Raw genomic sequence first — 26322 nt, 5'->3', positions numbered from 1 at the left:
GAAACTGAGCGAGTGCTCAATCGGGAGAAAATGAAGAATAAAGGGAGTGTAGAAAATGACTGTTTCAGAGAAGAAGATGATTGATGAAATGCAAAAGAAATTAGAAAGATTGGCTAGTGAGTTAAATGAATTAAAAAAAGGAACAAGAGAAGGTTTTGAACCATTAGATACTGACGATTTTTTGACTCAAGCCTATAATTAAGAAAGAAAGTGTGTTGGAGAGGCAAGGGGCCTTTTAGACACACTTTTTTACATAGTAACAATACTTTTCATTTTCGACTCTTTATTGTTAAAATAGAAAAAACAATGTCAGGGAGGAATGGATCATGGAAGAGAAGGAAGAGAAAAAAGAGAAAAAAAGTCAGTCACTAAGAAATGGACTTTGGATTGGTGGCGGAATTGCTTTTGGAATCATTCTTTCAAGAAAAGAATGGAGAACAAGGCTTCTAAATAATTGCAAAAAAGCAACGAATAACACAAAGGAAGCTATGCTCTTTTTGCGTGATAATCGTGAAGAGCTTCAATACCAATTTAAACAAGCAACTACAGATATCACTGAATCAATTAAGGGAATCTCAGCTGATCTAAAGACAATTGGGCAAACAGCTTCACATCTAAAGGATAGCTCTGAGGAATTTGTAAAGGTAACAAAGGAAGCTGCAGAGGAAATGAAAAATTTAAAGAAATAAAATGTATAGAACCTTTTTTACGGGACAATATAATAAACGAGGAGCAGCAAGTTGCTGTTACTCATCACCAGAACCGATCAAGATTGTTCAAAGATACAATAGGAAAAGTAACGATATTGCAGTAAGTACCTTAAATGAGGTGGTTGCGTTGGAGAAAGACAAGAATTTTCAAGAATGTTACTAACATGACTGAAAAAGAAGGTGTCTCCAAAAGATATACATCGTTTCGACCCCAGATTGTTCGATGAATAAGGATCATTGAAAGGTGTAAGGTGATTAGAGAAGGTGGCCACATTCGTGTGCCACCTTCTTTTTTTAATAAGTTATTTCTTGCTTCCTCGTAGAAATAATAACGAAGATCATGAATAGAATAGAGCCTATCACGACAAAGAAACTAATCGATGTAAATACTTGAATAAAGACACCACCTAAATATGGCCCAAGTAAGCTGCCTAGGCTAAAGGCAATTCCACAGAGTAAATTCCCGGTTGGTAATAACGACTTAGGTGTGACATCGGTCATATAGCTAATTCCAAGTGAAAAGGTGGAGCCGACCAGCATACCAGCAAATAGCAGACAAATGGTCAGTGCAAGCGCAGAGGACTCAAGAAAACTAGCTGCGAAAAAAGTCAGACTTCCGAAGAAAAGTATGTATGTTAGAAGTCGTCTTCGCCCAATGCGATCACTGAGCATGCCTAAAGGAAGCTGGGTGATGACACCACCAACCGCAAATGCGGCTAATGCAATCGATATGTAGCTGACATCTAGACCAATTCGTAAACCATAAATGGGAAAGCTTCCATTTAGCGAGGCTTCTAAAAAGCCATAGCAAAGAGCTGGTAATAATGCCACCCAGCAAAAGCTAAGAGTTGTTTTAAATCTTGATGCTGTTTCTTTAAATGAATTTATTGCGACTTCCTCCGTGTCATCTTGAACAGGCTTCTCGTTCTTTAATAAAAAGAGAAAGAGCCAGGAAATTAGGCACATGCAAGCTGATAAGATGAAAGGAAGGCTTTCTGAAATGGTGACGAGAGGTGTCATCAGAGGTCCTGCAGCGAAACCAATCCCAAAAAATAAACCATATAAGCTTATATTACGCCCACGATGTTCCTTTAGTGTTGAGGAAGTGATCCAGGTCTGTGTACCAAAATGTAGTGCGTTATCACCAATACCAATACAAAGACGCAGGAAGAACCAAAACCAAAATGATTTATACAAAGGGAAAAAGGCCAAGGAAACAATGACTAGTAGACCACCTAAAAGAATAATAGGTTTATAGCCGTATTTTCTTAACGGGTATTCCATAAATGGAGAAATTATAAGTATTCCAATATAAAGTCCAGTTGCGTTCAATCCATTCATTGTTGAAGATATACCATCCTGTTCAAAGATGATTGAAATTAATGGCAAAAGCATTCCTTGACTGAAGCCGCTGATTGCAACGATGCTAATTAAAATCCAGAATTGTAATCGATTCATTTTATCCCCCATTTCTGTAATACTATAACATAGTTATGCTTGGATAGAAAAAGAGAGATAGGGAATGACTGGTGAGGCAGAGCCTGTTACAATTAGAGTAAAGGAGATTGATATATGGAATTTAGAATGAAGGAACATGGTTTTCAAGGTGAATTTAATTTCGGAACACTTGATGTTTCTGGTGACGATAAATACGGATTTCGTCCGTATCAGTTATTAGCAGCCTCTGTTGCAGTATGTAGTGGCGGTGTACTTAAGAAGATTCTCCTAAAAAAACGGATAAAATTTGATGATATAACGATTCACGTTGATATCAAGAGAAATGCAGGGGGAGCACAGGAGATTACAGATATTCATCTTGATTTTATCATCATTGGTGGGAATGCCTCTAAAGAAAAGCTAGCAAAATCACTAGAAGTCGCTCGAAAAAACTGTCCGATTGTTCAATCAGTACATAATAGTATTAATATTACCGAGAGTATAGAACAGAAATAGAGATACTATTTCCTCGGAAATTGACGAATGCTTAGTGAAGAAATTGCTGAAAAAAATAAAGAAAAAGCAGTACTGCTAAATTAAAGAAAAGAAATGAGGAAATTGAATGAATCCTGTAATCATAAGGATACTTAGCTACCTTGGAGGGCTAGCGATCGTTTCATTTGGAGTGTCATTAACAATTATTGCTGGTCTCGGCGTTGGTGCTTGGGACGCTTTAAATGTTGGACTAGCTAACTTAACTCAGTTCACTGTAGGAAATTGGGTTATTATTATAGGGGTTTTATTAATTTTTATTAATGGTTTACTATCTAAATCGCGTCCGCAATTCCTATCGATTATAACTGTGGTTTTAATAGGATACTTTATTGATTTTTGGCTTCTTGTTGTTTTTAGAAATGTACTGTTTGGTGAGTTTTTCTTGCAATTATCGATTCTTTGCCTTGGAACGGTGATTATTGCCTTTGGTGCAGCGATATACTTACAAGCGAAATTTGCGGTAATTCCAATCGATGGATTGATGCTCGTTGTGAGGGATCGATTTCAAGTTAATTTCCTTGTGGCTAAGACAGCAACTGAATTATTAGCATTAATTTTCGCTTTTATTGTCGGTGGCCCAATCGGTATAGGAACCGTTATCGTTACATTCTTAATAGGACCTCTCATTCAATGGTTTTATCCTATAATAGAGAAACGAATTCACTGGCAGGAAGTTGAGAATCAAAATGAAGGATAAGGTCTGAATAAAAGAGGATGTCACTATGGGGGAGAAACCCTTTATAAAGTGACATCCTCTTTTTTAATTCTGCCCTTGCTTTTTTGCATGATTATTTGTGGCTTCAATAGCTCGCTGCAATGCTAGGCTGAAGTGATCATGATCAAGTGAGGCTATACCAGCTGCAGTTGCTCCGCCTGGTGATGTAACCTGTTCTCTTAATAGCGATGGGTCTCTATGGACATCTAACATTGCTGCACTACCGATGATCATTTCAATGACAAGTTTTCTTGCTTGTTCAGAGGAAATACCATAATTTAATGCTGCTTTCTCAAGGGCTTCGGTGAAATAATATAAGAATGCAGGAGCACTTCCAGTTATTGCTGTTAACTGGTGCACTTGTTCCTCATTTAACTCCTCTGATGGCCCAATTGCTGAAACAATTGCTGAGAACCTCTGTTTTTGACTGTCTGTTACATGCTGACCATAAGCGTAGATTGACATTGATTTACCGACAGCAGCAGCTGTATTAGGCATTAACCACGCAACAGCCGTTTCACTCGGTAAGTGTTCCTCTAAGTATGACGGTCCAATTCCAGCAGCAACAGTAATAACAAGCTGACCTTCTGATACTAGTGGTCGCAATTTCGCTAAGACTGATGAGTGTTCATGTGGAGGACATGCAAGCAAAATGACATCTTGTGATTTTACAACATTCTCCCATTCTAAAGTCGTATGTACTGCGTATTTTTCTTGAAGTTTTTGAAGCTTTTGCTGATTGGAAAAGTTTGAAATGGTAATAGACAGTGTTTGGTCTTTTTCTAATAATCCAGAAAAAATTGCCTCAGCCATTCGTCCAGCACCAATAAAAAGAATATTCATTTGTCCCACTCCTTTTCTTATAACGTTACCAGAAAACAACTCTTTTAGGTAGATGGATAATATTTTAATGAGTGCTCAAACTAAATAGTAAATTGATTATGATTAAGAGGAGGAAGAAAAATGAAACGAAAAATTGTGGCATTGATGGCTGTTTTCTTAATGATGACATCGTCTTTATATGTATTTGCAGATGATGACAAAGAAGAGAAAAAGAAAGACTTTATAGTACCAGACTCAGTTGTGAAAATTGGTAAAGAAAACACATATACAAATCCAACACAGGATTTACCTTATTTACAGCCAAGTGAGTTAGCTGATGAATTGATACAGTCAACAGATATTCGGATTGAAAATCCCGATCTAATAAAAATTCTAAATGAATCGACAATGAATTCATCTAAATTAGCCATTGGGTTTAGAGCATCAATCTATCTTGGTGAATGGCCACTGTCTTATCAATCAGAGGGAACAGAGGTTAACTGGGAGTACCAAAAAGTAAACACAAATTATATTGATAACCGAGGCGGAAAAGATTCCAAGAAGCTATCGTATATACAAGAACAACAGAAGAAGGTCAATGGTGGCTTATCAGCGAAAATTCCAAATAGCGATGCAGTTAAGAAAATGATGATGATCAAAGCAACAGAGCATACAAACTTACCATTATCATTTGAAACAGTTATCGGACAAGGTACTCGCAAGAATAATGAATACAATGTCGCAGCCAAGCAGGTAGGCTATTTAAACAGCTTCGTACCGGCAGCTAATGAAAAAGGGAAAGTAACATATGGAGAAGTGTATTTGACCGTTAAAGGTGGAAAAAGAAAGCTTGAAATTAAGAATGTAACACAACAAGGAATTGGAGCATGGATTCCAGTTCAAGATCATCTCTCCTTCTCATTTATTGCCGCAAAGCAGCCTAAATAATTGAAACGGAAACAATCTGTGAAGCACATAAAACAATTGAGAAATTGACTGCTTCAACTAGTCAATAATGTTAAAAGGTGCCATAGGGTTTTAGCCTATGACACCTTTTTTATATTAAATATTCGATTGTCGTTTACTGAAATCAATATTCTTGTAGTAGGCATCTTTCACGAGCACGTTAGGCCCGAGACATTTAACAGACGGACAATGGCAGTTAAGAGAATTAGCTAGATTTGTGTCCATCCATCTGTCATAGGCTAATAACAGATTTGTTTCCTTAATATTTCCAAGTGGTGGTGTATCACCAAAGTCGGTCACAATAATATTGCCGTCAAAAATATTAACGTTTAATCTTGATCGACCATCAGGGTCATTACGAACAGTGACGTTATCTGAATTATATAACCGTCTTTGGAGAAGAAGATCTTCTTCATTAGAGTTACAAGGATAAAAGGGCAGTGTGCCAAACAGCATCCAAACATTTGGGTTACGTATGTCAAGCAAGCGATGAATGCCTTGACGGATCTCATCAAGACTAGCAACTTCTAGCTTGCTTGCGAAGTCACTTGGATACATTGGATGAATTTCATGCCTTTGACAGCCCATCTCAACGATTTGTTCATGAATCTTTTCAATATGTGGCAATGTTCGTTTATTAAGCATTGTTTCTGCTGATACTAAGACACCCTCGCTTGTTAATGCCTTGGCATTGTCTATCATGCGATTAAACAGGGCTGCTCGTTGTAAGTGGCTTGGTTTTCGATCCATTACAGCAAATCCAATTTCGGCAAAATCGTCGACACTTCCATAATTGTGAGAGATATGAAGTACGTCGAGGAATGGAATGATCTTTTTGTACCGTTTTAAATCAAGAGTTAAATTTGAATTAATTTGAGTACGTATACCCCTTTCATGGGCATATTGTAAAAGAGGAACAACATACTGATCAACCGATTTCATTGAGAGCATTGGCTCCCCGCCCGTTATGCTGAATGAACGCAGTGTTGGTATTTCATCTAGTCTCTTAATTAAAAGATCTAACGGTAAAGGGTCCGGGTCTTTTGATTGAAGAGTGTAGCCAACAGCACAATGCTCACAACGCATATTACAAAGTGTAGTTGTCGTAAACTCAATATTTGTTAACGTGAGCTTGCCATATTCCTTTATATCTTCATACGCTTCCCATGGGTCATAAGAAGGTGTAATTGCTGGTTGAGTATGTATCACAAAAATCGGACTCCTTTTGTATAATCTCATTAATCATAACGTAAATAGACTAAGTTGACGAGGGGAAGTAAGCTAATTTGTTTCAATCATTTAAGTTTGGTACAATTTAGAAGTTATTTTAATACTGTATGCTAAAAAGGAGCGAACATTAATGGGTGGAGCAATACATGACAAAAAAGAACAAATGAAATATTTACAAAATAGATTAGATATGGTGTTAACTGTGCTTGATTCTATGGACCCCGAACAAGCTGGAGTTGAGGAAATTGACAGCCTGCTAAAGATGCTCGATGATATTGAACTAAAATGTAAACAATTTCGTATTGATTGGTCTGAACAAGGAGCTAATTAAGTGAATCTCTATTTAATTAGACATGGTGAGTCAGAGGGGAACCTTTTAGGAAGAATCCAAGGTCATGCTAATTATGTGTTAACAGCTCAAGGTAGAAAGCAGGCCGAATTCCTCGGTTCCTATTTAAAAGACCTAGAAATCGATTACTTGTACAGTAGTGATTTATTGCGAGCTTTTGCTACAGCGGAGATTGCCTCATCCTCGCTAGATATTGCTCCTGTACCATGGGAGAAGATTAGGGAAGTCAATCTAGGACCGCTTCAAAATAAGACAAAAGCCCAAATCTACCAAACCTATCCACAGGTACTAGAAACGTCGATTTTGACGTCTGGAATAGAGGGAACAGAAAGCATAAATGCACTGTCACTTAGATGCAATGACGTCGTTACAGAGCTTCGAAATAAACATATGAATGAAAATGTTGCTCTTGTCTCACATGGAGGCTTCATTAGTGTGTTTCTAATGTATCTTTTCTTGGGAGATGACTGGTCAAAGTACGATCGACCTTTTCAAATTAATAATACAAGTGTTTCAAGAGTTGAGTGGAAGGAACATCGTCAATCACCACTTATTCACTACACAAATCAAACGATTCATTTAGAAAATGAATGGAAGAGTACTCAAAAAGGAGTACTCTGAAATAGGATGCATGGCTTAAGGTACCCAAGAGCCATGCCTTTTTTGTCTTTCCGAATGTTTAGACTAGCTATATAATAGAATGAGTATTAATTTGAATTAACAGGGAGATGTGGAAAATGGAGAAGCTTCAAGAAAGTGTGTATAAATTAATTGTTGAAACATCTACTAATCTACCAAACGATGTACGTCGGGCGATTGTATCGGCTAAAGCCAAGGAAAATGCAGGAACAAGAGCAGCCCTTTCTTTGACAACGATTACAGACAATATTGGAATGGCTGATGTGAATGTATCGCCAATCTGTCAGGATACGGGGATGCCAACGTTTGAAATTAAAGTTCCAGTAGGTGTGAACCAAATAGAAATGAAGAAGGCAATTTATCTTGCAATGGAGCAGGCTACAGCTGATGGTAAGCTGCGTCCTAACTCTGTTGATTCACTAACAGGCCAAAATAGTGGGAACAACCTAGGCGAAGGGACACCTGTGATCCATTTTGAGCAATGGGAGAAAGATGTTATTGATATTCGATTAATTCTTAAAGGTGGTGGCTGTGAAAATAAGAATATTCAATATAGCCTACCAACAGAGCTAGAAGGTTTAGGTCGAGCTGGACGAGACTTAGACGGAATTAGAAAGTGTATTATGCATTCGGTCCATCAAGCTCAAGGTCAGGGCTGTAGTGCTGGCTTTATCGGAGTCGGAATCGGTGGAGATCGGACGACTAGCTACTCACTTGCGAAAGAACAATTATTCCGAACCGTTGATGATGTGAATGAGGTAGAAGATTTAAGTAAGCTTGAAGCGTATGTTATGGAAAACGCTAACAAGTTGGGTATTGGGACAATGGGATTTGGTGGCGAGGCAACATTACTAGGCTGTAAAATCGGAGCAATGAATCGTTTACCGGCAAGTTTCTTTGTTTCCGTAGCTTATAATTGCTGGGCATATCGCAGATTAGGAGTCGTTCTAGATCAGTCGACGGGATCAATTCAAGAGTGGCTTTATAAGGATGATGAAACTGTCGACCTGAATTCTGCATCTGAGGAAGTAGCTGCAACGACTGAGGAAAAGCAGGAAGTGCGTGAGGTTGTTTTGGAAGCACCGATTACAGAGGAACAAATTCGCGAGTTACAAGTTGGTGACGTTGTCGTAATTAATGGCATGATGCATACAGGGCGTGATGCGATTCACCATCATTTAATTGACCATGATGCTCCGATTGATTTGAATGGCCAAATTATTTATCACTGTGGACCGGTTATGCTGAAGGATGAAGAGGGGCAATGGCATGTTAAAGCTGCTGGCCCAACAACAAGTATTCGCGAGGAACCGTACCAAGGAGATATTATGAAGAAATTTGGTATTCGTGCCGTGATCGGTAAGGGTGGAATGGGGCCAAAAACTTTAAAAGCATTAGGGGAGCACGGTGGTGTGTATTTAAATGCTATTGGTGGTGCAGCTCAATATTATGCAGACTGTATTAAAGGTGTAAAAGGTGTCGACTTAATGGAATTTGGTATACCAGAGGCAATGTGGCATTTAGAAGTAGAGGGGTTTAAAGCAATTGTGACAATGGATTCGCATGGAAACAGTTTACATGCAGATGTTGCTAAAAGCTCACTTGAGAAGCTATTTGAATTTAAGGAAGCTGTATTCAAGTAAAATTATTGATTAAAAATGTTGTATAGGCTACTGGAAGGGTTCAGCTACAGAATCTTTTTCAGTGGTCTTTTTTTTCTTCTTAAAAAGGATCTGAGAAGACGTCGGTAACTAGGTATTTAGCGTGAAATAGCTAATGATATATTTCCTTGTTCATATGAAACGGTTAGTGAGATTACATAAATAAAACTCAATGTAGAGAAACTAAAGAAAAAAAGAGGGGACTGATTGCGAAATGATAAAAAGATTACTTTTGTTTACCTCGATTCTTATCTTTAGTTTAAGTGTCTGCACAACTTTTGTTCATGCGTACGATAATACAACATACAATTGGAGCTTTAAGCCGCAGAAGGATAATAAACCAGCAACAACAGAGCCACATTTTCTTGAGATGTTAGAGAAGGCCAATGGATTTTTTATCGGTGATACGTCAAGAAAGGAACTATATTTAACATTTGACAATGGGTATGAGAATGGCTATACAGAGAAGGTACTTGATGTACTAAAAGAAAAAAAAGTACCTGGAGCCTTTTTCGTCACAGGTCATTATTTGGACAAATCATCTGATCTCGTGCTGCGTATGGTCGAGGAAGGACATATAGTAGGAAACCACTCATGGCATCACCCAAGTTTACCAGAGGTCGGTGATGGACGACTAGTAAGGGAGTTAAATAAAGTAAAAGAACGATTCACTGAACTAACAGGTGTGAAGGAAATGAATTATTTGCGTCCACCTCGTGGTCAGTTTAGCGAGCGCTCTTTGGCCTTGTCTGAGAAATTAGGCTATACGAATGTGTTTTGGTCGATGGCTTATAAGGACTGGGAGGTTGATAATCAGAAGGGTGGTCAATATGCATACGATCAAATCATGAAACGAATTCATCCAGGTGCGATCATGCTTATCCATTCTGTCTCAAGTGATAATGCAGAAGCTCTTCCACGTGTCATTGATGATGCAAGAAAACAAGGGTATGTATTCAAAAGCTTAGATGATCTAATGCTCGAAAAACAATTAGCAGATATTCCGTTTCCGTAGGTTTTTTAATGAAAAAGACTAAAGATAGGAATTGCCCTAGCTTTAGTCTTTAACCTTTAACCTATCTTTAATTAGAGTAGCTTTGTTGTCCAATTGCAGCTGCTATTGTTTCAAGAGTACTAATATCCGTCACATCAAAGGCAATTGGCTGGCGGCTTCTTACAACCATCATTCCGATTTCCTCTTTCATCGAGTTTGTGATCGGGAACTTCAATTCACCATTGCATTCCCAGCGCAAGTCATCATCATAGTTGGAAGCTGCGACTAGCTTATGGTCTAGGTTTTCATACATATAAATACCTACCCAATCAATATAGAGTACCTGCTCTACTAGACTTTCAACAGTTATATTAAAGATCGTTTGTAGGCTTTCACGTTTGTAGACGTGAGCCATAATTTGTAGGGATGCAACATCAGTTGGTATTGACACATGATCTCTCCTTTACTCATTATCCTTGTTCTATTCTACCAGAGGAAGACCTATTTTCGCGCTAGTAAGTTTAGGAAGAACTGTGGGAACATGCTATAATAGGAATTCATGTTATGGACGGAGTTGAGTGAAGTGAATCGAAAACAGGATCAGAAAACGCTAGAAATCAAGATAGGTCAACAATTTCCTTTGACGATTAAACGTCTCGGAATTAATGGAGAAGGGGTCGGCTACTTCAAAAAACAGGTTGTCTTTGTTCCGGGTGCACTTCCTAATGAGGAAGTGGTCGCAGAAGTAGTCAAGGTAAGTCCTCGTTTTTCAGAAGCCAAAGTGGTAAAAGTTCGAAAACGCTCAAGTGAACGGATTACACCTCCTTGTCCAATTTATGATCAATGCGGTGGCTGTCAGCTGCAGCATATGAAATATGAAGCAACATTAAGAGAGAAAAGAGATATTATTAAGCAGGCATTTGAGCGTCACACCCAATTACCTGTAGAAAAGCTACGTATCGAGAATACGCTAGGAATGGAAAATCCATGGAACTATAGAAATAAGAGTCAGCTCCAAGTGTCTAAAAAGGGTAGTAAGGTAACAGCAGGTCTATATGCTAGTAATTCACACCAATTAATTGATTTATCTGAGTGTCATGTTCAACATAAATCAACGAATAAGGTGACCCAGGTAGTTAAACAGATTTTAGAAGATTTGAATGTCTCCATCTACAATGAACGTAAGCATAAGGGGGATGTTCGAACGATCGTAACAAGAGTTGGTTTTGCAACAGGAGAAGTTCAAGTTGTTCTTGTTACGAAGAATGAGGAGCTTCCACGCAAAGAAGCGATTGTCAACGAGATCCAAAGAAGATTACCAGAGGTGACTTCGATTATCCAAAATATTAATGGGAAAAAGACATCATTAATTTTCGGTGATGACACCCTTCATCTAGAAGGAAATGAAACGATTGAAGAAAGACTAGGTGAATATTCCTTTTCATTATCAGCTAGAGCATTCTTTCAATTAAATCCAGAGCAAACAGTGAAGCTGTATAATGAAGCGAAACGAGCTGCCTCACTTACTGGAAAAGAAAAGATTGTCGATGCTTATTGTGGTGTTGGGACAATCGGACTTTGGCTTGCAGATCAAGCAGCTGAGGTGCGGGGAATGGATGTCATAGAAGAAGCAGTTGAAGATGCACGTGAGAATGCCAAACGCCATGGCTACTCGCATATGCTATATGAGGTTGGAAAAGCAGAGTCATGGATGCCTAAATGGGTTAATGAAGGATGGAAGCCGGATGTCGTTATTGTTGATCCGCCTCGAACCGGCTGTGATGATAAATTACTTCAAACGATCCTCAAGGTTCAGCCAAAACGAATTGTCTATGTCTCCTGTAATCCATCAACACTTGCTAAAGATGTGAATCAATTAACGAAAAAGGGATATAAAATCCAATCGATTCAACCTGTTGACATGTTTCCTTGGACATCACAGGTAGAGAGTGTAACGGAGCTAGTGAAGTAGTTTTTATGCGAAGAGCAGGCTAACCGTTGTGATATTGAGTCTAGGAGGAAGTGAAATGCATGGGAAAGATTCACTGCTAAATGCTGTTCAACAAATCCAACAAGCCGATCCAGACTTTGGGATAACCTCTCTAGATTTAGCGAAGGCAATTGATATATATAAGTCTTATTATCATTTAGATATCGATGCTTGTGACTATCATTTCGGATATGCTAGTTTGAAGAAAGATCGAATTTTCATCCAACGGTTTACGCCTAAGCATGCAACGGGCATCGTTATTTTTCTTCATGGTTATTTAGATCATACGGGATCATTTTCATCATTTATCGGTCACCTCACCAGCTTAGGATATGACACTACTTGTTTTGATTTGCTTGGTCATGGTTTATCTAGTGGAGAAAGGGTAACTTTAAAAAGCTTCACACAGTATGTTGAGGCATTGAAAGTAGTTTATGAACTGGTACACTCAAGCCCTTTACCGATCCATATCGTTGGTCACAGTACCGGAGCTAGTATTGGATTGGATTTTGTTCAGGAACATCAGAATGCAATAGACCGACTTGTACTTGTTGCACCATTATTTCAACCTCATTCGTGGAATCTAGCTAAACTGGGTTTACGATTGACTAAACGAATTCTCAGGAGATACCCGAGAAAGTTTACAAGGAATTCAGGAGATCAAGCATACTTGACGTTTACCGCTAATGATCCATTGCAAGAAACGAACTTACCGATAAGCTGGTTGAATGCTCTCAATGACTGGATGAACAAAGGAGTTTCAAGATCAACCACGCCAGAGCTCTCCTTCTTAATGCTACAAGGAAATAAAGATCGAACAGTAGATCCTGTAGTCGGCCTAAAACGAGCTCAGAAACAATTTCCAACTAGTGACCTTATCTTAATCGACAAAGGACATCATCAGCTTTTAAATGAATCTGATGTCATTAGGAAACAAGTATTTTCACTTATACATGAATATCTATCTAAAAGAGTTACTAATTAATTAGCTGTAGTTCCAAAAAGGGAAAGAGGCTGAGACAGAACTAAAATCGCTGACTAAAATTTGAAATAGCGGATGTAATATACTTAGATTACTGCGGGATGCAGAACCTAAAGGTAAAAAGGTGCTCATTTTTAAGCAGTTAAAAGTGGATAGCATCAAATTTTGAACCTGTCGACCAGGTCTCGTGAAGCGAGACGGACGACAGGTTATTGGCATTTAAAGAGAATGGCCGTAAAAAGTCGCTTCGAACACGCTACCGGGATGGGGGGCACGCTTTCCGCAGGCGGGCGTTGAACTAACCGGCTCTGCCGGTGGATTTCAACCTGCCCTTTCCTCCTGCAGGAGTCGGCCCGCCCATCCCGTCCGCTTTGATGAAAGGAAAGATGGTTTTATCTTCTCTTACAGTGAATATCAAGAGAATATGAAGACTTTTTGGTAGAAAAGAAGTAGTCGAGTATACGAGATTTATTTATATTGTTCTCATCACAAAAGTCTACTTCGAACCCCTCTTTAGTCTTATAGGGTGGGTCCGAAGCTAGAAATCAAGAACAAACAACTTTAAGTCACATATGGAATCGATTGTCTTGTGGTACAAAAAAATAATTCCAAGCGTTTTTTTTTTGTTAACTCCTTATTCTTTAGTGTTCTGTTTACTGTTTACTAAAGAAAATGAAAATGCTTGTTAGCCAGTAAGATAGTAGTGCTAATCCGTAATCTACTAATAGAAGATAGAAATTATTCATACCATTCGTTAGTCTAAATAACCCTAACAATTGAAGTGCTCCAGCAAAAGCAAATGCAAATAGAAGACTTAATAACAAACTATATAGGTAGAAATTTTTATTATTATTTATAACATATTGATACAATAATAGGTATGAAACAGGTAATAAAGCAGCATCAATTGCAATATTTGAGGTTAAAAACGGGAATAAAAAATATGGGTACTCCCAAAAATTATGCCTGTTCATAAAAGCATCAAAATAAGATAAAAAGACATGGTATGTGTAACCAAAAAAACATATGATAAATAATTTCTTTCGATCTACAAAAAAGTAAAAGGCAATCAAAGGTAAAACAAGCATCAAACAAGCCAACCAAAATTGCCATGTATCAAATGAAGAAAAAGCCTTCCAATATTGATTTATTGCTTTGGTTAGGTCATCTTCAAGATTATTAATATTAGTAAGCATCTGTTCTTGCAAATTATTACTCAGCCCTTTCACATAATATAATTTTGTCGAATTTATTCTACCTTTAGTTTGACGAAAAAAGGATGACAATATGTTAGCTGTCAAAAAATATTTCCATTACAGTGCTTCATATTGATTTATCGATAAAAAACAGACCAAATCATATGAGATTTGGTCTGCTTTTATCTTGGAAAGGAACGAGACTACTTAGGGATTAATTAATATAGTTATGAACATTCACAATTTGACCATTAGGAAAGTCTTCAGTCACCAATAGATTAATGATCACGTTAGCGACTGTAGTAGGAGAAAGCAATTGACCGTCTTCTTTAAAGCTCTGAAATTTCTTCAGTTCAACAAAATCTTCACTAGATGTTTGGCGGATTGTTGCCTGCATGTTGGTATCCATTATGCCTGGAAGAAATGAACAGATTTGAACAGGGTGATCAGCTTGTTCTTGGTCGACTGCGACATTCTGACTAAACAAATCTAATCCAGCTTTTGCAGCACCATATCCACTCCAACCGAAAATAGGTCGACTTCCAGCCCCAGAAGAGATATTAATAATTCTCTTATTACCCGAAAAGCTTTCTGTATGTCTAATAAATTCAGCTGTTAATAGAATCGGAGCAAGTAAATTAACATGAATGTTCTTTGTCATGTCCTCTGTATTTGTACGCTGGATTGGCTTTATCGGCTCCAGAATGCCAGCATTATTAATTAAATGAATGCTTTCAGCTGTTTCTAATGGAATAGTTGAGAAAATATCATTCATAAGTGTTAAAATTAGATCATGTCGACTTAAGTCAAATGGATGTACAATACATCGCTCATGTTCGAATTCAGGATCCTTTGTTCTTGAAATACAAATAACGGTTGTATTCGTGTCAGTAGCTAAAATTTGTGTAATTGCTTGACCTAAGCCTTTTGAATGTCCAGTAAGGATAATATAATGCATTTTTTGCCTCCTAATTTATGCGAGAATAGAGGAATTTGATGATAATTGTTGAAAAAGAATATGTAAGCGTTTTATTCCGCTTGACTCTGGGGGTCATGTCATGAAGAAAAAGTACTTATTTACTATTAATCGTATGCTCATATTAATAGTAGGTATACTAATATTACATTTATTATACCATTATATTTTACCACTTTTTTCATTTTATCAAAATTGGATTCGATTACTATTTGATGGTATTTTTATTAGTGCATTTGTGCCATTTTATATATTATTTGTGAAGAGGATAAGAGAGCGGAATGAAGCACAAAACCAAATTGAAAGTATGTATGGGGCTGTGCATTCGGTTGTCTGGCTTCAGGAAATTAAAACAAAGAAAATGATCCGGGTTTCAGATTATGTGTATGATCTTTTCGGTTATACGAAAGAAGAGATGCTACAGCATTCTGCATTGTGGGAATCAATTATTCATCCAAATGACAAAGGAAGGTTAACCATAGATAATTGTGAGCAGTCATTCTTAGCTAAGGATAATATTACAAGGAAATATCGAATTATTCGGAGGGATGGGGAGGTTAGATGGGTTCAAGACCAGATTTATCCGATCTTTTCCGAAAATGGCGAGTTAACGAATATTGGTGGAGTTATCACGGATATTACAAAACAAGAACAAGCTGCAGAGCAGGCTCGTTATTTGTATTTTAACGATCCGATTTCAAAATTTGCAAATTATGAGGGATTAAAAGATACTTTATCACATAAAGTAAAGGTCGGACAGCCATTTGCATTTTATATTGTTAAGGTAAATAGGTTGAACTTCATTAGGAAGCATATTGGACAGCCTATTGCAGAGGAAGTTGTTACAGTTCTAGCGGACCGAATAAGACCGATACTCAGTGACAAGATGAGTGTTGCTAAAATAAGTGATAGTCGATTTGCGGTCATTGATGGGCAACTGAGGACATCGAAACAAATGAGTAAACTACTGAAACGTTTCATTCTTTTAGTGGAAAGACCAATTCATGTTGAGCAATATGAATTTTTCCTTACTGCAACAATTGGTATAACTCATTTCTATAATGAAGGGGAAAGTCATACGGATTTACAGCAAAATGCTCAGTACGCCCTTGAGCACGCCAGGGAAAATCATGAACCGCTGGCTTTCTATCAGCATTCAATGAAGACAGAACAAGGAAAACAAGTCCAAATTGAATCTGATTTAAGAAAGGCAATTGAGAATCATGAGCTTCTGTTACACTATCAGCCTAAAATGAACCTTAGAACTGGGAAGTTAGTTGGGGTCGAGGCATTAATTCGTTGGGCACATCCTAATGGAAGTATGATTTATCCTCCTGGCTTTATCCAGCTTGCTGAGAGTACGGGTTTGATTCTTCCGATTGGGGAATGGGTTATTCAAGAAGCGTGTTTGCAGTTAAGGAAGTGGCTAGATGCAGGAATAAATATTCCTTCTGTATCGATTAATCTCTCTGTTAGCCAACTGTTCCAGCAAAATCTGGCGGAGAAGATTGAATTGTCTCTCAGACTGAACAACCTACCTGCAGAAAGTCTAGAAATTGAAATTACAGAAACAATGGCAATGGATAAGGGCAATATTATTAAAAGTGTGACACGCTTAAAAGAAATTGGACTTAAAATAAGTATTGATGATTTTGGTACAGGATTTAGTTCGCTTCATCAAATAAATAATTTACCTATTGATATAGTAAAGGTAGATCGATCATTTGTTTCTGAGATCACCTTTGATGATAAAGCAGCGACACTAATCTCCTCGATCATTAAGATGACTCAGCACCTCAAATTGGAAACGGTTGTCGAAGGAGTCGAGACAGAAGAGCAACTAAGATTACTATACAGCAATGGGTGTGAGATCATTCAAGGATATCTAATAAGTAAGCCACTTCCTCCAGAAGAGCTGACATCGCAGATAACTATTTTACAAATGAGGCTTCGAAAAATGACTAATCAATATAATCGTTCTTTAATGTTAAGTGAAAATTCTTGATATTTTTTTCAACTACTGTATATAGTTAGTGTACTAAGGATTAAAGGAGGAGGAGCATGAACCTCTTTAAGGCACATATTGTTCATCCGAACACACAAGTACCTCTAATTGTTTATTTTAATGAAAGTGATGGTCATGTCACGTTTGAAAAGGATAATGAGGTGCTTGAACTACTGTTACAGCTGCAAAAGGATTTAGCTCAAGATAAAAAGTTCTTACAAAATATAAGTCAAACAAACCATCTATGTAAAACACAGTACCCTGTTGATACGTTTGGTGACGTTTATGAATTTTTGGGCAAATTAGGTATAAAGAAAGAGGACCTTTCTTTTCAACCACTTTACCTACATTAAGGCAGGTTTTGGTAAAACACCATAAGAACAAACAAAAAATTGTCCAGAGGGACACTTTTTTTGTAGTAGTAAAATTGCCATGTTAAGATGCTGCGACTCCGCTACCGGAATGGGGGGTACGCTTTCCGCAGGCGGGCGTTGAACTAACCGGCTACGCCGGTGGATTTCAACCTGTCCTTTCTTCCTGCAGGAGTCGACCCGCCCATTCCGTCCGCTTTGTAAGATGAGAAATGGGAATCTATTTATAACTGTTATACTCATAGAACTTTAGAAAGGGTTCTTTCTGTAATATAGTGATTACAAGTCTACGGTGAATGGCAATATGTTTAAATAAGCGTGGTGCCAATTAATTGCTCTGTACTGGAAAGGTAGTTTCAAACCTATTTATGTCGCCATTTAATTAGCTTTTTTATTTTTATCAATTTATGTAGACGAAATAAAAGACCTTTGAGAAATGAATCTCAAAAGCCTTTTGTTAATGCTTGAAGTGTCCCGAGGGACACTTTTTTAGTCTTCATCTACCGGATAAACACCGTTCTCATCATGTACTTCTCTACCTGTGATTGGTGGGTTGAATACACAAACCATGCGCATGTCAGTTGTTGCACGTAGAAGATGCTCATCGTTTTTATCTAGTACATAGATTTCGTCTTTTTTAATTGGCCATACTTTTCCATCTGCAATTGTTTCAACTTCACCTTCGCCTTCAATACAATAAACAGACTCTAAGTGATTTTGGTACCAGATATGAGTTTCTGTACCTGCTTTAATGATTGTATCGTGTACAGAGTAGCCCATGCCATCTTTCTTTAGGACTAGACGTCGGCTAATCCAATTTCCACCATCTACTTCTTGCTCTGTACCTAGGACATCTTGTAATTTAACAACTTTCATCGATATTACCTCCGTATGTTAAGAAATTTTTTACAATATGTAGGGGAGTCGGTCTCCCCTTAGATTAAGATGTTACAAGTTCTTTTGCACCAAGAACTGCTTTAATACTATCTTCAATAATTGCAAAGCCTTTTTCTAGACCTTCATCATCAATTGTTAGTGGCGGGAATAATTTGAATACTTCATCCTTTGGACCAGATGTCTCCATGATTAAACCGCGTTTGAACGCTTCTGCAGCAATCTTTGGAGATAAGCCGTCTACTTCTGAAGAAATACCTACCATATAGCCACGCCCTTTAGCTTCACCCTTTAATTCAGGGTAATCAGCAACTAAACGCTCTAGGAAAGCAAACATGCGTTTTGAACGAGTCTCAATTCCTTTTTCGAAATTAGGGTCTTCCCAGTAAGAAAGTGCAGCTGTTGCTGTAACAAATGCATGGTTATTTCCACGGAATGTACCATTGTGTTCACCAGGTGCGAAAATATCAAGATCTGGACGAATCAATGTAATGGCAAGTGGAAGCCCCATACCACCAATTGACTTAGACATACAAACGATGTCTGGCTTAATTCCAGCCTTTTCAAAGCTGAAGAATGTTCCAGTACGACCAACACCTGCTTGAACATCATCTATAATTAATAGGATACCCCAACGCTTACAAATATCTTCTACACGTTGTAGCCACTCGAATCTTGCAGCATTAATACCGCCTTCACCTTGGACTGTCTCGAGGATCATCGCAGCAGGAATTTCTACCCCACTACCTCCATCCGTTAGGAAACGCTCGAGATACTCCAGAGTGTCGAGGTTGTCATTGACAAAGCTATCATATGGCATCGTTATTACGTTTTGTAATGGAACACCTGCACCTTTACGCTTAAAGGCGTTACCAGTTACTGATAATGCACCAATTGTCATACCGTGGAACCCGTTTGTAAAACTAATAACTTCTGTACGACCTGTTACTTTACGTGCAAGCTTTAATGCACTTTCAACAGTGTTTGTTCCAGTTGGTCCAGGAAACATCACCTTATAGTCTAAATTTCTTGGTTTTAGAATTACATCGTTAAATGTAGTTAAAAATTCTGCTTTTGCAGTTGTTGCCATATCAAGTGAATGAGTAATTCCATCACTTAAAATATAATCAACTAATTTCGATTTCATATGAGGATCATTATGGCCATAATTTAATGCACCAGCACCAGAGAAAAAGTCTATATACTCCTTACCCTGCTCATCCCACATTTTATAATTCTTTGCTTTAGTAAAAACGGTTGGAAAACTACGTACATAACTACGAACCTCTGACTCTAGCTTTTCAAAAATACTCATATCTGTTTGACTCATCTTCTCATTCTCCTCCTGTTACCTAATCTATAGGTAATATTGTTTTGGCGTTCCTGATAATGATGTCATATTCATAATGCTTAATGTTTAATAGGACCGACTCTGAATGTGAGTTCTTCCTCATGTCCTTCTTCTGGAAATAGATCCTCAGAGAAACATTCTTTTACTTCGCATTTAGTATCATAAGACTTAGCTAATCGACGGAACAAGGCTTGAGATGCTTCATTGGATGGAGTGATCGTCGCCTCGACGAATTCTACATTCTTACAACCAGGTCGGCTGACAAGCTCTTTTAATAACTTAGATGCTAGACCTTTACCTCGCTGCGTTGAATGGACTCCAATTTGCCATACAAATACAACATCTTGTCGCTCTGGAGGAATGAAAGCTGTGACGAAGCCAACAATCTTGTCGTCTTCTTTTGCGACAACACACGTTTCTGCGAAAAACTCACACATCATAATGTACTTGTAAGCAGAATTCTGATCGAGTGTTGATTCATTTACTAATTCCCACATTCCTGCACCATCTTCAACGGTCGGTTTACTAAAAACAACTGACTTTGACTTAACAGCAGCAGGAGCCGTTTGACTTTTAATGTCGGTGTCCCCCTTACGTCTTGTTTTAATCACTTAATTATCATAAGGTGATCAAAATTTAAACGCAACTGAGGTATGAGGGGATTAATCGTGCTGAGACACCATTAGAAAGGGTTAAGAGAAGTAAGGGCAATCATTGCTGTAAATGCTACTAAATGGTGATGATTTCTTACGAATTGAAAAAAGCCTGTTTAGGGTGAAGTAATCTAACACTAGTAATGGTAAGGGATTGAAGATAATATTAAAAAACTAGTTTTTATGAAAAAATACACATAATTTTTCATAAAAAGATTAAAAAAAGCAGACAAAAGGGCAACTGTCCTTTTGTCTGCTCATTATTGCTTCATTGTTCTGATGCTTTTAAAGCTCGGAAATCTATTTCTCGTTACTTCTTCTAGCAGCACGATCAGCGGCCTTAAACTCAGAAGCAAAATTAACTTCTTGGGCTTTACGTAACGTGCTTCGTTCTTCTTGTGCTCGGCGTTTTTTGCTTTCCATATTAACCACCACTTTCTATTAGGATAGTTTAAGTGTGGTCAATAATTAAAAAGTTTAATCTCCTAAGCTTCTTTTATTTCTAGATCTTCATGAACCGTTCTCATTAAGTGCAGGTGGTATTGGTCTTTTTCAATTTGAAATAGATTATACACATCGGCTTGCTGATTGAGTTGCTCATACACATCACGGCGAATCTCATTCGCTAACGTACAATACTCTAATTTTGCAGCTGCCATATATGAACGTATATTTTCCTTACGTATACGCATAAAAACTGTTTGGATGTCACATGAAAAAAATAGTTCTTCAAAAAAGGCGTCTTTTGCAAGCTTATTATAGCCTTTACCAAAATAAGGCTTGCCAATCCAAGTTCCTAAAAAACCACTTCGCTCTGAAATATCAAATAAATTGATAGTCCCAATTGGTGATCCCCACTCATCAACAATCGTACGTGAAATGAGCTCGCCGCGCTCTTCAGCTTCAATTGTCTGCTTCGTCATGAATACAAACTCATCATACGAATATGCTTTTTGACGTACAAAAGGGAACACAGCCGGATCAACTAATAATTCATAAAGAGCATGACAATCTGCAACGTCTCGTTTCTTTAAAATCACAAAAAACCCTCCTTGTCATAATGAGGGCAGATAAATAGATCCACCCTCGAATTTAATGTAAAAACGTATCAAATTCGGGGTGGGAATCGAACCCACTAGAACCAGCTTTGCTGATGGCGCACCAATTGCCTTCCCAATGCTTATAAAATTGGCTATTTAGCGATATAGTGGATTCTAGGGTCTTGTAACGTCTTCACCTTAATATTAGTTCTTGTTTTATATATTATACGCTTATTTGCTCTTGAATCCTTTCTTATATTAAATGTTTTTTTACAAAAAAGATACCTCTTTTTTATAAATTTTATGTGAAAAAGTCTACCAATTATTAAGAAAAAATTATCTACTTTAAAATATGATTAAGAGCGACAGAAAGTGACTCGAAACGATAAGAATATTCATATTTTTTCGCCTTTTCTGGCAGCACTTTATTTCCATCGAGGACAAGTGTACTCATCTCTCCAAGCAGTAATTTGAGAGCGAATGCAGGTACAGGAATCCAATGCGGTTTGTTTAAAATTGTCGCAACCGTTTTTCCAAAATCATTCATTTGTATAGGAACTGGATTTGTAACATTCAGTGGTCCGATAATTTCTGTTTGTTCAATCGCTAAGTCAAACATTCCAACAACGTCATCAATATGGACCCAACTGACCCATTGTGATCCTTTGCCAAGAGGTCCACCAACATATAAGCGATATGGTAAGACGATTTGCGGAAGGGCACCCTCAGACGCATCTAGAACAATTCCTAAGCGACAATACACAACACGTACTCCGAGATTTGATGCTTTCTCAGCTTCTTTTTCCCAGTGTTGAACGACAGTTGATAGGAAGTTCGTTTCAATAGGCTGTGAAGATTCAGTAAATGTTTCAGTTAACGAATTTCCGTAATACCCTATGGCTGATGCATTAACGAGAACCTCAGGTTTTGATTTAAGCTTTGAAAGTAAGTCAATGACTGTTCTTGTTGACGTGATGCGGCTATTTAAGATAGCTTCTTTACGCTTCTTTGTCCAACGTCCATCACCAATTGATTCCCCTGCTAAATTAATAAATGCCTCAATTCCTTCTAAATCTAATTCAGGTTTTGTCCCATCTTTTAACCATTCGATATAATGAACATGATCTTTAACTGGTTTGTTTGTGGCATCTCTTGTTAAAATGAAGACAGAGTGACCTTTGCTTACAAAGTAATTTGTCAATTTCGTTCCGATTAAACCAGAACCACCAGCAATTGCAATTTTCATTAGAAGACCTCCTTTTAGGCTAACTAAGTTAATTGTAGTTCTTTTATTATTATTTTTCCAAAATAAAGCAAGAAGGTGGATGAAATGAGCAAAATAACAAAAATTACTTTACAAAAACGAAATAAGGGCAGATACAATATTTTTCTTGATAGAGGGCAAGGAGAAGAATATGCTTTTAGTGTTGATGAGGATGTTCTGATTAAATACCAGCTGAAAAAGGGCTTAGAGCTTGATGAAGAGTATCTCAAGACATTAATTGAGGAAGACGAGAAAAAGAAAACATACCATCTAGCGTTGAACTATTTGTCTTACAGGATGCGTTCTATAGATGAAATCAAAAAGTATTTACTGAAGAAGGAAAGAGTTGAAGAACATATAGACGAGGTTATTCAAACCTTAATTGAACAAAAATTACTTGATGATCATGAGTTTGCACGTGCCTTTGTTCAAACAAAACGACTCACTCAAGTGAAAGGGCCTCTGAAATTGAAGCAGGAGCTTATGCAAAAAGGGGTTAGTAAAACTGACATAGAAGAAGTCATACAAACGATTCCAAAAGAAGAACAGATAAACGAAGCGAGGAAATGGCTTGAAAAGCAAGCGAATAAAAGTACAAAGCATTCAAATCGTGCGTACAAGGATAAGCTTGCAATTCAGCTTCAGTCAAAAGGATATTCACATTCGATTATTAATGAAGCCCTTCATCATGTCGAGATTGAAAAGGAAGGTGACGATGAGTGGGAAGCTTTATGCTACCAAGCGGAAAAGGTCGAAAAGAAATACCAGGGCAAATATGAAAGATGGGAGTATGTCCAGCGGTTTAAACAGGCATTATACCGAAAAGGGTTTGCGGCAGAATTAATTGAACGCTATATTGATCAGAAACTATGATAAGGGGAGAATTTACTATGGAAGAAAAGCGATTTAGTGAGATGACTGAATATGAATTAAGACAAGCAATTGCCACCTTAAATGAAAAGGCAAAAAAGGCGGAGCAAATGGGAATGATGAACGAATTTGCTGTATATGAAAGACGAGTTTTAATGGCAAAGGCTTATTTGCTAAACCCAAAAGATTTTAAGAAGGGAACAACCTACCGCTTAAAAGAAGGGGATTCGCGTTTTTCGCTTTCTTATTTAAATGGATATTTTGCATGGGGGTATCGGGATGGTGGAACAGTGTTAGAAGCAGTGCCTATCTCATTACTTGAAGAAGAAGGGGAGGAGTAAATCCCCCTCCCTAAACATACTATCTTTGCGTACGTCTATTTATTCTGAACTTTATATCATGTTGGCTCATTTGTGTTTCTCCACCAATTTGGTGAGAAGCGTGCTTAGGGTTAGCTCGTGGTGAATCAAAAGGACTCTTGTAATCAAATTCTGTATTTTTCTCCTTACCCATAACAGGCACCTCCACGATAGTTAAATGTATTAACTAGCTGTTTGTGTCTCCATCACTGTTTCTCATACGTTCTCTTGGGTGTGTATTAATAGTCCCATCTGCACGTAAGGATTCATGTTTGTTATGATCTTTAGGTGAGTTCCCCTGGAACTTAATATGATTTGGAAAGCCTTTTGCTTTGTTTCTCACGAGTTGCTTCCCCCTTTCCAACATGTGTTCATTAAATAGTATAGACACTGTCATTTTTATTATGATGAGTAAACTTTGACAATGGAGGAATTAAGATGGAAGATCGTTTTCAGCGTTTAACGGAGCAATTAATTGCTGTGAATCAAAAAATTACTGCGAACCAGGCTAGAACTTGGGTTGAAAGCCTTTGGGAGGATTTTGAAACCTCTAGAGCCAAAGGTGGGTGGACGTATAAAGGACAGGACGTTACTGAACAAATAGTCATGAAATGGATTGTGCAGTATGGTCCACACTTACATATGTATGAACCAACAAAAGATAAATTTTCACACTTAAACCAGGATGATCACATGAAGCATTAAAATAAGGCCACTGCAAAAGGTATGATTTTTACCTTTTGCAGTGGCCTTTAAGCAATGAGCGAAACCGTTGCAATGTCTTAAGTCTTGCTATGAGTGGGTTTTTCATAGCAGGCGTGCAACGTGTGGAGCCATTGCTGCTGCCTCGAATCTGCTAAAGAGGCCTTTTTAAGTGGCCTCATGGTTTTTTCACCTTTTCTAGCCTTATTGTTATTGAAGAATTATATTAAGTTTCTTTTGGAGTGCTTCTTCACTGAATACCCAGCCTGTATAGGAGCTAATAATCTCTAACTGTTGGTCCAATTGAACGATTGCTACGAAGGGGTAATGTCCTTTGCTGCGATAGCGAAGATCCACAAATCGTACCTCTGTAATGTCATCCTTTTCTTCAATTTCCCAACGATAGGATGGTGAGAAGGACAGAAATGCATCTAGATTTGAATCTTTACGTGCAGCATTAATGACCTTAGTATCAGGAATTGGGTCAAATGAATACTGTTCAAAGTATTCGAACTTTCTTCGGAACGACTCCGTTACATACATAACCTTTGGTGTTCTGATAACTACATGCCATTGGTACCAACGAATCGTTGGTGAAACAAATACATGGGTTGCATCTGGATGTTGTTCTCTTGCTAGTTTGACGATTTGTTCCTTCTCATAAATGCGCCATCCGTAATACAAGATCAGAATGCCATACAATGTAAGCATTGTCGGTCCAGCTGCAAAGCCTACCGTCCAAAGCAAAATCGCAACTAAATGACTAACAAAGATAAATGGGTCAAATATATTAATGACTCCTAAGGCGATCCATTTGTTAGAAATTGGTCGGAGAGCCTGTGTTCCGTACGCATTGAAAATATCAACAAAGACGTGTAAAAAGACGGCAATAAATGACCAAAGTAATACGATAGGCCAGTTTACCTCAGGATTGAAAATGGTTATTCCTGCTGTAATTAAGATAGGCCATGTCAAAACCGCGGGGATAGAGTGAGTTAGCCCTCGGTGATTTCGAATATACACTGCATTGTTACGCAGTTTTAATACCGTATCGAAGTCTGGAGCTTGAGAGCCAATAATCGTCGCAGCCATAACCGAAGTTGATAGTAACGGGTCATTTGCGATAGTAGGACTGATTGTTGCGAGTCCTCCCAATGCGATGCCCATTACAACGTGAGTACCTGTATCCATCGCCAAGAACCTCCTTTTCGGTTATTATGGTTATAGTTTATTTATACCCGAATCACACGAGAATAAAAAGGGAGACCCTAAAAAGATGACGAAACCTTTACAAATTTTCATGGAATACAAAGTTTATCCAAATAAAATACATGAATATGAACAGGCAATGAAACATATTAAGACTGTACTACCTGAATATGAAGCAACACAAGTAGAGTGGTACGTTGCTGAGGATCAGCCTTACTTATACGTTGAAATGTGTGAGGTACCTACTCGGTCTCATTACCATGTTCTAAAGGAATTAAGAAAATCCTCTAATCACCCTGTATTCAGTAGAATCATTCCTTTTATTGAAGGGGGAGCCGCTAAAATCCATTGCTGGGCATTCCAACGTAAGGAGTTATAAAAA

32 protein-coding genes are annotated in these 26322 nt (G+C 37.8%); 17 read left to right on the top strand and 15 right to left on the bottom strand.

The genetic code is table 11. The features are described from left to right. Nucleotides 1–55 precede the first annotated feature (55 nt). Nucleotides 56–202: a hypothetical protein gene (locus tag J7W16_RS14820; protein WP_210598098.1), complete on the top strand. Its 147-nt coding sequence runs from the start codon at nt 56–58 to the stop codon at nt 200–202. A gap of 124 nt (nt 203–326) precedes the next feature. Beyond that, nucleotides 327–689, top strand: coding sequence for a hypothetical protein (locus J7W16_RS14815; protein WP_210598097.1), 363 nt, complete (start codon nt 327–329; stop codon nt 687–689). Between the two features lie 315 nt (nt 690–1004). Here the strand turns inward: J7W16_RS14815 and J7W16_RS14810 are convergent, their stop codons facing one another. Further along, on the bottom strand, nt 1005–2168 hold the full coding sequence (locus J7W16_RS14810; RefSeq protein ID WP_210598096.1) for an MFS transporter: 1164 nt from the start codon (nt 2166–2168) through the stop codon (nt 1005–1007). A gap of 114 nt (nt 2169–2282) precedes the next feature. Here J7W16_RS14810 and J7W16_RS14805 point away from each other — a divergent pair, with 114 nt between their 5' ends. Continuing rightward, the gene (locus J7W16_RS14805) at nt 2283–2663 is read left to right on the top strand and encodes an OsmC family protein (RefSeq protein WP_210598095.1); all 381 of its coding nucleotides are present in this window, start codon (nt 2283–2285) and stop codon (nt 2661–2663) included. Nucleotides 2664–2769: 106 nt separating this feature from the next. Then, complete coding sequence (locus J7W16_RS14800) at nt 2770–3399, top strand: YczE/YyaS/YitT family protein (protein ID WP_210598094.1); 630 nt, start codon at nt 2770–2772, stop codon at nt 3397–3399. A 63-nt stretch (nt 3400–3462) separates the two neighbouring features. Here J7W16_RS14800 and proC read toward each other — a convergent pair whose 3' ends face one another. Next, nucleotides 3463–4260, bottom strand: a complete 798-nt coding sequence (proC, locus tag J7W16_RS14795) for a pyrroline-5-carboxylate reductase (RefSeq protein ID WP_210598093.1) — start codon at nt 4258–4260, stop codon at nt 3463–3465. A 120-nt stretch (nt 4261–4380) separates the two neighbouring features. Between proC and J7W16_RS14790 the strand changes: the two genes are divergently transcribed. After that, a complete protein-coding gene (locus tag J7W16_RS14790; RefSeq protein WP_210598092.1) occupies nt 4381–5187 on the top strand; it encodes a YfkD famly protein in 807 nt (268 codons plus the stop codon). A 114-nt stretch (nt 5188–5301) separates the two neighbouring features. On the opposite strand, the gene yfkAB is transcribed toward J7W16_RS14790, so the two are convergent. Next, nucleotides 5302–6414, bottom strand: a complete 1113-nt coding sequence (gene yfkAB / locus J7W16_RS14785; protein WP_419095845.1) for a radical SAM/CxCxxxxC motif protein YfkAB — start codon at nt 6412–6414, stop codon at nt 5302–5304. Nucleotides 6415–6565: 151 nt separating this feature from the next. Here yfkAB and J7W16_RS14780 point away from each other — a divergent pair, with 151 nt between their 5' ends. From J7W16_RS14780 to pdaA, 4 genes are all read left to right on the top strand, one after another. Continuing rightward, entirely contained in the window at nt 6566–6766 is a 201-nt protein-coding gene (locus tag J7W16_RS14780; protein ID WP_210598090.1) for an SE1561 family protein, read from the top strand. Continuing rightward, a complete protein-coding gene (locus tag J7W16_RS14775; RefSeq protein ID WP_210598089.1) occupies nt 6767–7405 on the top strand; it encodes a histidine phosphatase family protein in 639 nt (212 codons plus the stop codon). A 116-nt stretch (nt 7406–7521) separates the two neighbouring features. Continuing rightward, nucleotides 7522–9066 carry a fumarate hydratase gene (locus tag J7W16_RS14770; RefSeq protein ID WP_210598088.1) on the top strand — a complete coding sequence of 515 codons (1545 nt, stop codon included), beginning with the start codon at nt 7522–7524 and terminating at the stop codon, nt 9064–9066. Between the two features lie 232 nt (nt 9067–9298). Next, nucleotides 9299–10099: a delta-lactam-biosynthetic de-N-acetylase gene (pdaA, locus tag J7W16_RS14765; protein WP_210598087.1), complete on the top strand. Its 801-nt coding sequence runs from the start codon at nt 9299–9301 to the stop codon at nt 10097–10099. Nucleotides 10100–10166: 67 nt separating this feature from the next. Here the strand turns inward: pdaA and J7W16_RS14760 are convergent, their stop codons facing one another. Beyond that, nucleotides 10167–10529: a GAF domain-containing protein gene (locus J7W16_RS14760; RefSeq protein ID WP_210598086.1), complete on the bottom strand. Its 363-nt coding sequence runs from the start codon at nt 10527–10529 to the stop codon at nt 10167–10169. 108 nt (nt 10530–10637) lie between these two features. Between J7W16_RS14760 and rlmD the strand changes: the two genes are divergently transcribed. Both rlmD and J7W16_RS14750 read left to right on the top strand, forming a co-directional pair. Beyond that, nucleotides 10638–12050, top strand: a complete 1413-nt coding sequence (rlmD, locus tag J7W16_RS14755) for a 23S rRNA (uracil(1939)-C(5))-methyltransferase RlmD (protein WP_210598085.1) — start codon at nt 10638–10640, stop codon at nt 12048–12050. A 55-nt stretch (nt 12051–12105) separates the two neighbouring features. Beyond that, the gene (locus J7W16_RS14750; protein WP_210598084.1) at nt 12106–13053 is read left to right on the top strand and encodes an alpha/beta hydrolase; all 948 of its coding nucleotides are present in this window, start codon (nt 12106–12108) and stop codon (nt 13051–13053) included. Nucleotides 13054–13703: 650 nt separating this feature from the next. Here the strand turns inward: J7W16_RS14750 and J7W16_RS14745 are convergent. Together J7W16_RS14745 and J7W16_RS14740 are read right to left on the bottom strand one after the other, a co-directional pair. Then, nucleotides 13704–14258 carry a hypothetical protein gene (locus J7W16_RS14745; protein ID WP_210598083.1) on the bottom strand — a complete coding sequence of 185 codons (555 nt, stop codon included), beginning with the start codon at nt 14256–14258 and terminating at the stop codon, nt 13704–13706. Between the two features lie 202 nt (nt 14259–14460). Then, the gene (locus J7W16_RS14740) at nt 14461–15204 is read right to left on the bottom strand and encodes a (S)-benzoin forming benzil reductase (RefSeq protein ID WP_210598082.1); all 744 of its coding nucleotides are present in this window, start codon (nt 15202–15204) and stop codon (nt 14461–14463) included. 100 nt (nt 15205–15304) lie between these two features. Between J7W16_RS14740 and J7W16_RS14735 the strand changes: the two genes are divergently transcribed. Together J7W16_RS14735 and J7W16_RS14730 are read left to right on the top strand one after the other, a co-directional pair. Continuing rightward, nucleotides 15305–17227, top strand: a complete 1923-nt coding sequence (locus J7W16_RS14735; protein ID WP_210598081.1) for a putative bifunctional diguanylate cyclase/phosphodiesterase — start codon at nt 15305–15307, stop codon at nt 17225–17227. Between the two features lie 56 nt (nt 17228–17283). Next, entirely contained in the window at nt 17284–17580 is a 297-nt protein-coding gene (locus J7W16_RS14730) for a hypothetical protein (protein ID WP_210598080.1), read from the top strand. 507 nt (nt 17581–18087) lie between these two features. Here the strand turns inward: J7W16_RS14730 and J7W16_RS14725 are convergent. The 6 genes from J7W16_RS14725 to J7W16_RS14700 form a co-directional block, all read right to left on the bottom strand. Next, nucleotides 18088–18474 (bottom strand): ectoine synthase, encoded by a 387-nt coding sequence (locus J7W16_RS14725; protein WP_210598079.1) that lies wholly within the window; start codon nt 18472–18474, stop codon nt 18088–18090. A 64-nt stretch (nt 18475–18538) separates the two neighbouring features. Beyond that, complete coding sequence (gene ectB, locus J7W16_RS14720; RefSeq protein WP_210598078.1) at nt 18539–19822, bottom strand: diaminobutyrate--2-oxoglutarate transaminase; 1284 nt, start codon at nt 19820–19822, stop codon at nt 18539–18541. 80 nt (nt 19823–19902) lie between these two features. Continuing rightward, complete coding sequence (ectA, locus tag J7W16_RS14715; RefSeq protein WP_419095844.1) at nt 19903–20454, bottom strand: diaminobutyrate acetyltransferase; 552 nt, start codon at nt 20452–20454, stop codon at nt 19903–19905. Nucleotides 20455–20796: 342 nt separating this feature from the next. Further along, nucleotides 20797–20919, bottom strand: a complete 123-nt coding sequence (locus tag J7W16_RS14710; protein WP_210598077.1) for a YfhE family protein — start codon at nt 20917–20919, stop codon at nt 20797–20799. Between the two features lie 62 nt (nt 20920–20981). Beyond that, nucleotides 20982–21533, bottom strand: a complete 552-nt coding sequence (locus J7W16_RS14705; protein WP_210598418.1) for a GNAT family N-acetyltransferase — start codon at nt 21531–21533, stop codon at nt 20982–20984. A gap of 343 nt (nt 21534–21876) precedes the next feature. Further along, complete coding sequence (locus J7W16_RS14700) at nt 21877–22782, bottom strand: TIGR01777 family oxidoreductase (protein WP_210598076.1); 906 nt, start codon at nt 22780–22782, stop codon at nt 21877–21879. A gap of 84 nt (nt 22783–22866) precedes the next feature. Between J7W16_RS14700 and recX the strand changes: the two genes are divergently transcribed. Both recX and J7W16_RS14690 read left to right on the top strand, forming a co-directional pair. Further along, nucleotides 22867–23673 carry a recombination regulator RecX gene (recX, locus tag J7W16_RS14695; protein WP_210598075.1) on the top strand — a complete coding sequence of 269 codons (807 nt, stop codon included), beginning with the start codon at nt 22867–22869 and terminating at the stop codon, nt 23671–23673. Nucleotides 23674–23690: 17 nt separating this feature from the next. Continuing rightward, complete coding sequence (locus J7W16_RS14690) at nt 23691–24011, top strand: YfhH family protein (RefSeq protein ID WP_210598074.1); 321 nt, start codon at nt 23691–23693, stop codon at nt 24009–24011. 19 nt (nt 24012–24030) lie between these two features. Here the strand turns inward: J7W16_RS14690 and J7W16_RS14685 are convergent, their stop codons facing one another. Then, nucleotides 24031–24183: a YpzG family protein gene (locus tag J7W16_RS14685; RefSeq protein WP_210598073.1), complete on the bottom strand. Its 153-nt coding sequence runs from the start codon at nt 24181–24183 to the stop codon at nt 24031–24033. Between the two features lie 33 nt (nt 24184–24216). Then, entirely contained in the window at nt 24217–24396 is a 180-nt protein-coding gene (gene sspK / locus J7W16_RS14680) for a small acid-soluble spore protein K (protein WP_246880043.1), read from the bottom strand. A gap of 71 nt (nt 24397–24467) precedes the next feature. Here sspK and J7W16_RS14675 point away from each other — a divergent pair, with 71 nt between their 5' ends. Next, nucleotides 24468–24734: a YfhJ family protein gene (locus J7W16_RS14675; RefSeq protein WP_210598071.1), complete on the top strand. Its 267-nt coding sequence runs from the start codon at nt 24468–24470 to the stop codon at nt 24732–24734. A gap of 207 nt (nt 24735–24941) precedes the next feature. On the opposite strand, the gene J7W16_RS14670 is transcribed toward J7W16_RS14675, so the two are convergent. After that, the gene (locus tag J7W16_RS14670; protein ID WP_210598070.1) at nt 24942–25922 is read right to left on the bottom strand and encodes a metal-dependent hydrolase; all 981 of its coding nucleotides are present in this window, start codon (nt 25920–25922) and stop codon (nt 24942–24944) included. 85 nt (nt 25923–26007) lie between these two features. Here J7W16_RS14670 and J7W16_RS14665 point away from each other — a divergent pair, with 85 nt between their 5' ends. Then, the gene (locus tag J7W16_RS14665; RefSeq protein WP_210598069.1) at nt 26008–26319 is read left to right on the top strand and encodes a hypothetical protein; all 312 of its coding nucleotides are present in this window, start codon (nt 26008–26010) and stop codon (nt 26317–26319) included. Nucleotides 26320–26322 lie beyond the last annotated feature (3 nt).

The organism is Halalkalibacter suaedae (assembly GCF_017939705.1).
Classification (GTDB): domain Bacteria; phylum Bacillota; class Bacilli; order Bacillales; family Bacillaceae_D; genus Halalkalibacter; species Halalkalibacter suaedae.
This window is presented reverse-complemented; position numbering and strand designations above follow the sequence as displayed.

Excerpts from the sequence above, each read along its gene's own strand:
- recX (WP_210598075.1), top strand. The coding sequence starts at position 22,867 with ATGAGCAAAATAACAAAAATTACTTTACAAAAACGAAATAAGGGCAGA.
- J7W16_RS14690 (WP_210598074.1), top strand. The coding sequence starts at position 23,691 with ATGGAAGAAAAGCGATTTAGTGAGATGACTGAATATGAATTAAGACAA.
- J7W16_RS14675 (WP_210598071.1), top strand. The coding sequence starts at position 24,468 with ATGGAAGATCGTTTTCAGCGTTTAACGGAGCAATTAATTGCTGTGAAT.
- J7W16_RS14805 (WP_210598095.1), top strand. The coding sequence starts at position 2,283 with ATGGAATTTAGAATGAAGGAACATGGTTTTCAAGGTGAATTTAATTTC.
- rlmD (WP_210598085.1), top strand. The coding sequence starts at position 10,638 with ATGTTATGGACGGAGTTGAGTGAAGTGAATCGAAAACAGGATCAGAAA.
- proC (WP_210598093.1), bottom strand. The coding sequence starts at position 4,260 with ATGAATATTCTTTTTATTGGTGCTGGACGAATGGCTGAGGCAATTTTT.
- J7W16_RS14735 (WP_210598081.1), top strand. The coding sequence starts at position 15,305 with ATGAAGAAAAAGTACTTATTTACTATTAATCGTATGCTCATATTAATA.
- J7W16_RS14730 (WP_210598080.1), top strand. The coding sequence starts at position 17,284 with ATGAACCTCTTTAAGGCACATATTGTTCATCCGAACACACAAGTACCT.
- J7W16_RS14670 (WP_210598070.1), bottom strand. The coding sequence starts at position 25,922 with ATGGATACAGGTACTCACGTTGTAATGGGCATCGCATTGGGAGGACTC.
- pdaA (WP_210598087.1), top strand. The coding sequence starts at position 9,299 with ATGATAAAAAGATTACTTTTGTTTACCTCGATTCTTATCTTTAGTTTA.
- J7W16_RS14815 (WP_210598097.1), top strand. The coding sequence starts at position 327 with ATGGAAGAGAAGGAAGAGAAAAAAGAGAAAAAAAGTCAGTCACTAAGA.
- J7W16_RS14790 (WP_210598092.1), top strand. The coding sequence starts at position 4,381 with ATGAAACGAAAAATTGTGGCATTGATGGCTGTTTTCTTAATGATGACA.
- J7W16_RS14665 (WP_210598069.1), top strand. The coding sequence starts at position 26,008 with ATGACGAAACCTTTACAAATTTTCATGGAATACAAAGTTTATCCAAAT.
- J7W16_RS14740 (WP_210598082.1), bottom strand. The coding sequence starts at position 15,204 with ATGCATTATATTATCCTTACTGGACATTCAAAAGGCTTAGGTCAAGCA.
- J7W16_RS14770 (WP_210598088.1), top strand. The coding sequence starts at position 7,522 with ATGGAGAAGCTTCAAGAAAGTGTGTATAAATTAATTGTTGAAACATCT.
- J7W16_RS14710 (WP_210598077.1), bottom strand. The coding sequence starts at position 20,919 with ATGGAAAGCAAAAAACGCCGAGCACAAGAAGAACGAAGCACGTTACGT.
- J7W16_RS14725 (WP_210598079.1), bottom strand. The coding sequence starts at position 18,474 with ATGAAAGTTGTTAAATTACAAGATGTCCTAGGTACAGAGCAAGAAGTA.
- J7W16_RS14685 (WP_210598073.1), bottom strand. The coding sequence starts at position 24,183 with ATGGGTAAGGAGAAAAATACAGAATTTGATTACAAGAGTCCTTTTGAT.
- ectB (WP_210598078.1), bottom strand. The coding sequence starts at position 19,822 with ATGAGTCAAACAGATATGAGTATTTTTGAAAAGCTAGAGTCAGAGGTT.
- J7W16_RS14810 (WP_210598096.1), bottom strand. The coding sequence starts at position 2,168 with ATGAATCGATTACAATTCTGGATTTTAATTAGCATCGTTGCAATCAGC.
- J7W16_RS14800 (WP_210598094.1), top strand. The coding sequence starts at position 2,770 with ATGAATCCTGTAATCATAAGGATACTTAGCTACCTTGGAGGGCTAGCG.
- J7W16_RS14750 (WP_210598084.1), top strand. The coding sequence starts at position 12,106 with ATGCATGGGAAAGATTCACTGCTAAATGCTGTTCAACAAATCCAACAA.
- J7W16_RS14780 (WP_210598090.1), top strand. The coding sequence starts at position 6,566 with ATGGGTGGAGCAATACATGACAAAAAAGAACAAATGAAATATTTACAA.
- J7W16_RS14820 (WP_210598098.1), top strand. The coding sequence starts at position 56 with ATGACTGTTTCAGAGAAGAAGATGATTGATGAAATGCAAAAGAAATTA.
- J7W16_RS14700 (WP_210598076.1), bottom strand. The coding sequence starts at position 22,782 with ATGAAAATTGCAATTGCTGGTGGTTCTGGTTTAATCGGAACGAAATTG.
- sspK (WP_246880043.1), bottom strand. The coding sequence starts at position 24,396 with ATGTTGGAAAGGGGGAAGCAACTCGTGAGAAACAAAGCAAAAGGCTTT.